We start from the raw sequence: 8,012 nt of genomic DNA, 5'->3' as shown, positions 1-8,012 counted from the left end.
CTACTCGGTCAACGCCAAGCTCACCAGCGAGGGCGCCTCCCAGAGCATCGACATCGCCAAGGGCACCGCCGTCCCCGTCGGGATCGGCAGCGGCAGCGGCAGCGGCAAGCCCACCACCCTGCTCGAACTGCGCGTCACCGGCTGACCCGCGCCGCCCCGCTCCCCGGTACCTGCTCCCCGCCACCCGCTACCCGCTCACCTTCCCGATGGAGCCCCAGGTGACAAACAACCCGTCCCGCACGACCCGGAGGACCGCCCGCCGGTGGCTGGCCACCGCCGCGGTGACCGCCGCGGTCCTCGGCGCCGCCACCGCGATCGCCGCCGCCGACACCACCCCCGCGGACAACTCCGCCGCGCCGCCGGCCGTCGAGGACTTCTCCTACCCCGGCGCCGCCGCCATCACCAAGGTGAAGCTGCTGCGCGGCGACGGCCACATCCTGCTCGCCGACTGCGGCAAGCCCACCCAGATCCAGATCGGGACCCTGGCCCCGGGCAACCCGGACAACCAGATCTGCTTCACCGTCACCGGCACGACGGGAACTCTCTCCCTCCAGCTGCCCGACGTGTTCTTCGTCCAGACCAGCGGCGGCCGCGCGGTCCGCGCCGGCCTCACCGTCGGCACCACCACCCAGACCGTCGACGTCCCCACGAACGGCTTCCAGGGAGTCGGCGAAGGCACCGGCGGCAACCCGGCCGCCCTCGTCGAGCTGACCGTCACCGGCTGACCACCACCCCCCGCATCCGCCCCTCACGTTGGGAAGAACACCTCATGCTTCGCAACTCCTCGGCCCGCAAGCTGCGGGCGGGCGTGCTGGTCGCGGCCGCGGCCGCCGGCGCCCTGGCGACGTTCGCCACGCCCCCGGCCGTCGCCGTCCCCGGTGACACGGCCGCCGACGGTTCCTACGCCGCCACCGCCCGGATCGTCGTCGGTGACCACCTGCGCGGCTGCACCGGCACGCTGGTGGACAGCTACTGGGTGCTGACCGCCGCGTCGTGCTTCTCCGACGACCCGGCGCAGCCGCAGGCCCTGGCGGCGGGTGCGCCGAAGTGGACCACCACCGTGACGGTCGGCGCGAAGTCGGCCCAGGTGGCCGAGCTGGTGCCGCGTACGGACCGTGACCTGGTGATGGCGCGTCTGGCCACGGCGGTGGACGGTGTCGCGGTGCTGCCGCTGGCGACCACGGCTCCGACGGCCGGGCAGTCGCTTCGTGTTCCCGGTTTCGGCCGGACCAAGGACGAGTGGGTGCCGGGCAAGCTCCACTCCGGTGTCTTCAGCCTCGACTCCGTGGCTCCGACGGGCATCGGTACCACCGGTACCGGTGGCGCGGTGGTCTGCAAGGGCGACACCGGCGTTCCCGTGATCCGCGAGACGGGCGGCAAGGCCGAGCTGGTCGCCGTCGCCTCGCGCTCGTGGCAGGGCGGCTGCCTGGGCACTTCGGCCACCGAGACCCGCACCGGCGCGTACAGCTCCCGGGTCGACAACCTCGGCGACTGGGTGAACGACCTGCGCTACCGCACGGCGGAGGTCAAGGCCGGCCTGCACTTGCAGATCATCGACATCAACAGCAGGGTGTGGAACACCGTCGACGACTCCAAGGCCGGCGGCTGGATCGGCAGCTGGTCGACCGCCAGTAGCCCTTCGCCGACCGCCGTGGACAGCGTCGCCATCGGCGACACCGTGCACGTCTACGCCGTCGGTTCCGACGGCAAGGTCTACACCCACGACGGCAGGGTCGGTGACGCGTGGACCCCGTGGGTCGAGGTGCCCGGCGGCGCCGGCGGTGCCCAGGGCGTCACCGCCGCGGTCCGCGGCAACACCGTCAGCCTCCAGATCATCGGCTCCGACGGCTCCCTCTACAGCACCCACGCCGACTACGCAGCCGGCAGCTGGCGCGGAAGCTGGGAGCAGGTCGGCGTCAACAAGCTGAAGTCCATCACCAGCGCCACCACCGCGGACGGCGTCGTCCACGTCTTCGCCGTCAACGAGGACCTTCGCGTCTACGGCCGTGACAACAGGCCCGACGGCAGCTGGACCCCGTGGGGCGAGATCCCCGGCGGCGCTGTCGGCGTCCAGGGCATCACCGCCGCCGCCCGCGGCAACACCGTCGACCTCCAGATCATCGGCGGCCTCGGCGACCTGTTCACCACCTACTGCCACTACGGCCTCGGCGGCTGGGACCCGGCCTGGACCAAGGTCAGCGACAACCGCCTGAAGGCCATCTCCAGCAGCGCCGAGGGCAACGTCGTCCACTTCGTCGCCGTCAACGAGGACACCAAGGTCTACACCCGTGACGCCGACTACAACGCCGGCAACTGGACGCCGTGGGTCGAGGTCCCCGGGGGCGCCTTCGGCGTGAAGGCGATCACCGCCGCCACCACCGGCTGACCCGGCCCGCACCACGTCCCGCCGGGCCGGCCGCCGCCCGGCCGCCGGTCCGGCGGGGCACCCACTTCTCGTACTCCTCAGGGGGGAATTCCCGATGTCCCGCAAGTCCCAGGTCCGTGCCCGTCGGGCGGGCGTGCTGGTCGCGGCCGCGGCCGCCGGCACGCTGAGCAGCTTCACTCCGGCCGTCGCCGTGGTCGGCGACCCGGCCGCCGACGGTTCCTACGCCTCCACCGCGCGGCTGGTGATCGGTGACAACCTGCGGGGCTGCACGGGTGCGCTGGTCGACCACTACTGGGTGGTCACGGCAGCGTCGTGCTTCTCCGACGACCCGGCGCAGCCGCAGGCCCTGGCGGCCGGTGCGCCGAAGTGGAAGACCACCGTGACGGTCGGCGCGAAGTCGGCCCAGGTGGCCGAGCTGGTGCCGCGTCAGGACCGTGACCTGGTGATGGCCCGTCTGGCCACGGCGGTGGACGGCGTCGCGGTGCTGCCGCTGGCGACCACCGCGCCGACGGCCGGGCAGTCGCTGCGCGTTCCCGGTTTCGGCCGGACCAAGGACGAGTGGGTGCCGGGCAAGCTCCACTCCGGTGTCTTCAGCCTCGACTCCGTGGCTCCGACGGGCATCGGTACCACCGGAACCGGTGGCGCGGCGGTCTGCAAGGGCGACACCGGCGCCCCGGCGGTCCGTGAGGTCAACGGCAGGGCCGAGCTGGTGGCCGTGGCCTCCCGCTCCTGGCAGGGCGGCTGCCTGGGCGTGCCCGCCACCGAGACCCGCACCGGCGCCTACAGCTCCCGGGTCGACGACCTCGGCGCCTGGGTCAAGCAGGTGAAGGCCTCCCGCCCGGCCAGCGAACTGTTCGCGCTCGGCGGGGACAGCAAGATCTGGACCAACGAGGGCGCGTACACCACCAACGTGTGGGGCACCTTCGAGGCGGTGCCGGACAGCATCGGCACGCGTCAGGTCAGCGCGGTCACGATGGGCGACACGGTGCGCCTGTTCACGATCGGCAGCGACCAGCGGATCTGGACCGCCGCGAAGAACACCACCACCGGCACCTGGAGCCCGCTCCAGCCCGTGCCGAACAACAGCGGCATGCGGCAGGTGACCGCCGTCGCCATGGGCGACAAGGTCCGGCTGTACGCGATCGGCGGCGACCAGCGCATCTACACCGCGGCGGGCGACTACACCGCCGGCACCTGGACCCCCTTCGAGGTCCTGCCCAGCAGCGGCATCAAGCAGGTGACCGCCACCGTCGTCGGCAACACCGTGCGCCTGTTCGCGATCGGCGGCGAGGACCAGATCTGGACCACCACCGGCGACTACACCGCCGGGACGTGGACCACCTTCGCGTCCATCCAGAGCAGCGCCATCCAGCACATCACCGCCACCACGATCGGCAACACGGTGCGTCTGTTCGCCGTCGGCGGCGACCAGCAGATCTGGACCACCGACAGCACCGACAACGGCCCCTGGACCACCTTCGACCAGGTGCCCGCCGTCCTCGGCGTCAAGCAGGTCGCCACCACCACCATCGGCGACACCATCCGGCTGTTCGCCCTCGGTACCGACGACGCGATCTGGACCGCCGACAAGAAGGCCGACGGCAGCTGGACCACCTTCTACAAGGTCGACAGCAGCGCCATCCGGGGCATCGCCGCCACCACCGGCTGACCCGCCCCGCACCCGCCCCCCGCGGGGGCCGTCGGCACGAGACCGACCACCCCCGCGGGCTTTCGCAGGCCCACTCGAAGGGAAAGTCCGCATGTCCCGCAAGTCCCAGTTCCGCTCCCGGCGGGCGGGTGTGCTGGCCGCCGTGGCGGCGGCCGCCGCCGGCACGCTGACCACCTTCGCCCCGGCCGGCGCCGTCTCCGGCGACGTGGCGGCCGACAACACCTCCGCCACCACCGCGCGGATCGTCATCGGCGACCACCTGCGCGGCTGCACCGGCGTGCTGATCGACCAGTACTGGCTGCTCAGCGCGGCGTCGTGCTTCGCCGACGACCCGGCGCAGCCGCAGACGCTCGCCGACGGCGCGCCGAAGTGGAACACCACCGCCACCGTCGGTGCGAAGTCGGTCCAGGTGGTCGAGCTGGTGAAGGCCGAGGGCCGTGACCTGGTGATGGCCCGCCTCGCCACGCCCGTCGACGGCGTCACGCCGCTGGACGTGGGCACCGCCGCGCCGACGGCCGGGCAGTCGCTGCGGGTGTCCGGCTTCGGGCGCACCAAGGCCGAGTGGGTCCCGGACAAGGCCCACACCGGGGCGTTCAGCCTCGACACGGTGAGCGCGACCGGCGTCGGCATCACGGGGACGGGCGGTGCGGCGGTCTGCAAGGGGGACACCGGCGCCCCGGTGGTCCGCGAGGTCAACGGCAAGGCCGAGCTGGTCGCCGTCGCCTCCCGCTCCTGGCAGGGCGGCTGCCTGGGCGTGCCCGCCGCCGAGACCCGCACCGGCGCGTTCGCCACCCGGGTGGACGACCTCGGCATGTGGATCACCAAGACCCGCCACTCGACCCCCTCCGGGACCGTGGTGAAGGCCTCGCCGTCCACGGTGGTCGACCCCGCCACCGGACACCGGCTGACCTTCGTGCAGGACGACAGGAACAACCTGTGGTCCGTCGACCCGCTGGCCGAGGGCTGGGTCAACCTGGGCACCTACGCCGCGACCCGCCCCACCGCGATCGCCGACCCGGCCACCAACCACGTGATGGTATACGTCAACGGGCCGGACAACAGGCTCTGGTCCTACGACCGCACCACCAAGCACTGGACCAAGTTCGTCCCGACCCCGTCCGGCACGGTGCTGGCCCCCGACGCGGTGCCGCGCACCGTCGTCGACCCGGCCACCAACCACCTGGTCACCTTCGTCCGCGACACCGCCCACCACCTGTGGTCGGTGGACCCGCAGGGCGAGGGCTGGTACGACTACGGCCTGCTGGCCGCGAGCGACCCCGTCCCGATCGTCAACCCGAACGACGGCCACATCGTCGTCCACGTCAACGGGCCGGACAACCGGCTGAACTCCATCGACCGCCGCGGCGCCGGCCGGGTCGAGTTCGTCCCGCCGGCCCTCGCCCCCGACGCCGTCCCCTCGACCGTGGTCGACCCGGCCACCGGGCACTTCACCACGTTCGTCCGGGACGCCGCGAACCACCTGTGGTCCGTCGACCCGTGGGGCCCGGGCTGGCGCGACTGGGGCGTGATGGCCGCCACCGACCCGGTCGCGATCGCCGACAAGACCGGCAACCGGACCGTGGTGTACGTCAACGGTCCGAGCAACCGGCTGAACTCGCTGGACTTCTCCACCGGGACGTGGACCGAGTTCCTCCTCACCCCGTCCGGTACCGCGCTCGCCGCGGACGCCGTCCCGCAGACCGTCGTCGACCCGGCCACCGAGCACCTGGTCACCTACGTGCGGGACGTCAACAACACCCTGTGGTCCGTCGACCCGCAGGGCCCGGGCTGGGTCCGCTTCCACGGCGGCCCCTCCGCCCCCTGACCCGCCGCAGACCCGATGCGGCCCGCCCCGCCACCCGCAGGGCGGGCCCCCCGGCCGGGCGCACCGTCGGCGGTGAACCCCGTCCGCACCCCGCGCATCCGTGGAGTGCCGTCCCTCTCGAACGTTCCAGGGAGATCCCTCATGTCCCGCAAGTCCCAGGTCCGCTCCTGGCGGGCCGGCGTGCTGGTCGCGGCCGCTGCCGCCGGCACGCTGAGCACCTTCACCCCGGCCGTCGCCGTGGTCGGCGACCCGGCCGCGGACGGCACCTACGCCTACACCGCGCGCCTGGTGATCGGCGACAACGTGCGCGCCTGCACCGGCGTGCTGGTGGACCGCTACTGGGTGGCCACCGCGGCCTCCTGCTTCTCCGACGACCCGGCGCAGCCGCAGGCCCTCGCGGCGGGCGCGCCCAAGTGGAAGACCACCGCCACCATCGGCCGCACCGACCTGACGACCGGCGCGGGCACGGTGACGGAGGTCGTGGAGCTGGCGCCGCGCCAGGACCGTGACCTGGTCCTCGCCCGGCTGGCCAAGCCCGTCACCGACATCGCCCCGATCGCGGTCGCCACCACCGCCCCCAGCGCCGGGGAGACGCTGCGGGTGCCCGGGTACGGCCGGACCAAGGCCGAGTGGATCACGAACAAGCTGCACAGCGGCGCGTTCAGCCTCGACACCGTGAGCGCGACCGGCATCGGCACCACCGGTACCGGCGGCGCGGCGGTCTGCAAGGGCGACACGGGCGCCCCGGCGATCCGCCAGGTCAACGGCAGGGCCGAGCTGGTGGCCGTGGCCTCCCGCTCCTGGCAGGGCGGCTGCCTGGGCGTGCCCGCCACCGAGACCCGCACCGGCGCGTACTCCTCCCGCGTCGACGACCTCGGCGGGTGGATCGACCAGGTCCGCGGCGGCTGGTGGGACACCGTCACCGCCAACCCGGCCGCCCGCAGCTCGGTCTACGACCCGGTCCGGAAGATCTCCACGGTCTTCGCCGTCGACAGCAACCGCCACGTGGTGTTCTCCTCCAGCCCGGACGGCACGAACTGGAGCGGCTGGGCGCAGGTCGGTGGCAACTGGGAGTTCGCGAGCGTTCCCACCGCGCTGTACAACCCCTCCACCGGCGGCACCGAGCTGTTCGCGATCGGCACGGACGGCGTGCTGTCCCAGACCTACTGGATGCCGGACGGCCAGGGCTGGCGCGAGTGGTACTTCCAGGACCGCGGCCCGAGGTTCACCGGCAGCCCCACCGCCGTCTACAACCCGGCGACGAGGACCGTGGAGGTCTTCGCCACCCGGACCACCGGGCTCGTCGCGCACGCGTACTACACCCAGGGCACGACGGGGTGGAGCGGCTGGACCGACCTCCGGGGCAACGGGGAGTTCGTGAGCAGCCCGAGCGCCGTGTACAACCCTTCCACCGGTGGCATCGAGCTGTCCGCGATCAACAACGACGGCGTACTCAAGCAGACCTACTGGAAGTCGGACGGCCAGGGCTGGCGCGACTGGTACGCCCAGGACTCCGGCTGGACGTTCTCCGGCAGTCCCACGTCCGCCTACAACCCGGTCACCAGGACCGTGGAGGTCTTCGCCACCCGGACCAGCGGGGTCGTCGCGCACGCGTACTACACGCCGGGCATGACGAAGTGGAGCGGCTGGTACGAGATCCCCGGCCGGCAGTTCGCGGGCTCGCCGTCGGCGGTCTTCGACCCCGCCACCGGTGGTTTCAAGTTGTTCGTGGTCGGCGGTGACGGTGTCCTCGCCCGCGCCGAGTGGCAGCCCGACGACAAGCGGTGGCGCGACTGGACGTCCGTCGGGGACTGGAAGTTCACCACCGGCCGCTTCCCGACCGTGACGTTCAACGCCACGGCGGGCGTGCTGGACCTCTTCGCCACCGGGCAGAACGGCGCCCTGAACCACGTCACCTACAAGGCCGACCCGGTCCCGGGCGGTTGGGGCGGCTGGACGACGATCGAAGGCAGGACGATGATCACCGGCTGACCGGCGGCACCGAGGGCTGGAAGCACTCCGGGCCCGGGCGTTCCCCCGACCGGTCGGGGGGAAAGACGGGCACGGGGCGGCGGGGGGGACAAAAAGGAAAGCGGGGTAGAAGGTGCCTTCCCAGCCTTTCCGGGCCCAGG

Annotated in this window: 5 protein-coding genes; all 5 read left to right on the top strand. The window is 72.7% G+C overall.

Going from position 1 to position 8,012, the window contains the following annotated elements:
* The first annotated feature begins 218 nt into the window (after positions 1-218).
* The gene (locus ACZ6EM_RS40015; protein WP_401051216.1) at positions 219-725 is read left to right on the top strand and encodes a hypothetical protein; all 507 of its coding nucleotides are present in this window, start codon (positions 219-221) and stop codon (positions 723-725) included.
* A 44-nt stretch (positions 726-769) separates the two neighbouring features.
* Complete coding sequence (locus tag ACZ6EM_RS40010) at positions 770-2,386, top strand: trypsin-like serine protease (RefSeq protein WP_465774632.1); 1,617 nt, start codon at positions 770-772, stop codon at positions 2,384-2,386.
* A gap of 94 nt (positions 2,387-2,480) precedes the next feature.
* The gene (locus tag ACZ6EM_RS40005; RefSeq protein ID WP_465774631.1) at positions 2,481-4,055 is read left to right on the top strand and encodes a trypsin-like serine protease; all 1,575 of its coding nucleotides are present in this window, start codon (positions 2,481-2,483) and stop codon (positions 4,053-4,055) included.
* A 91-nt stretch (positions 4,056-4,146) separates the two neighbouring features.
* Positions 4,147-5,880 (top strand): trypsin-like serine protease, encoded by a 1,734-nt coding sequence (locus tag ACZ6EM_RS40000; protein WP_401055874.1) that lies wholly within the window; start codon positions 4,147-4,149, stop codon positions 5,878-5,880.
* A 141-nt stretch (positions 5,881-6,021) separates the two neighbouring features.
* On the top strand, positions 6,022-7,872 hold the full coding sequence (locus tag ACZ6EM_RS39995; protein WP_401053848.1) for a DUF8189 domain-containing protein: 1,851 nt from the start codon (positions 6,022-6,024) through the stop codon (positions 7,870-7,872).
* The last annotated feature ends 140 nt before the right edge of the window (positions 7,873-8,012 follow it).

The sequence above is a fragment of the Kitasatospora sp. NPDC041917 genome (assembly GCF_055589745.1).
Note: the sequence above shows the minus strand (reverse complement) of the source record. Positions and strands in the feature narration are given on the sequence as shown.